Source organism: Pseudomonas helleri, assembly GCF_009600315.1.
In the GTDB taxonomy this organism is placed as follows: domain Bacteria; phylum Pseudomonadota; class Gammaproteobacteria; order Pseudomonadales; family Pseudomonadaceae; genus Aquipseudomonas; species Aquipseudomonas helleri_A.
In genome coordinates this window covers 1-392 of record NZ_WIWC01000122.1, presented here as the reverse complement: position 1 = coordinate 392, position 392 = coordinate 1, and the positions used below count along the sequence as shown (strand labels likewise).

1 protein-coding gene is annotated in these 392 nt (G+C 57.9%); it reads left to right on the top strand.

Annotated elements, in window-relative coordinates:
* Positions 1 to 209: 209 nt before the first annotated feature.
* The coding region (locus GHN86_RS23805; RefSeq protein WP_416333497.1) for a hypothetical protein at positions 210 to 392 on the top strand (183 nt) is incomplete at its 3' end.

The window sequence follows — 392 nt, the reverse complement described above, 5'->3', positions numbered from 1 at the left end:
CTTGGACAGAGCTGTGCAAGGCTCAAGGGGCCGTCTACACGCTTGAGCTGACCAACAAGGGCAACGGGTGGCACCCGCACTGTCACATGATCGTCTTGGCGTCCTCACAGCCCTCTCAGAGCGATTTAAGCGCCGAATGGTTACGGATCACTGGCGACAGCATGATCGTGGATTGCAGGCCAATCACAGGCGATCCAAGCGAGGGGTTCATGGAGGTATTCAAATACGCCGTGAAGTTCTCCGACCTCACTCTGGAAGACAACTGGCACGCCGCCCAGGTACTCAAGGGCAAGCGCCTGCTCAACAGCTTTGGCTTGTTCCGGGGGGTCGAGATACCCGATTCACTCCTGGACGAACCGCTGGACGAGCTGCCCTATTGGGATCGCTTCTAC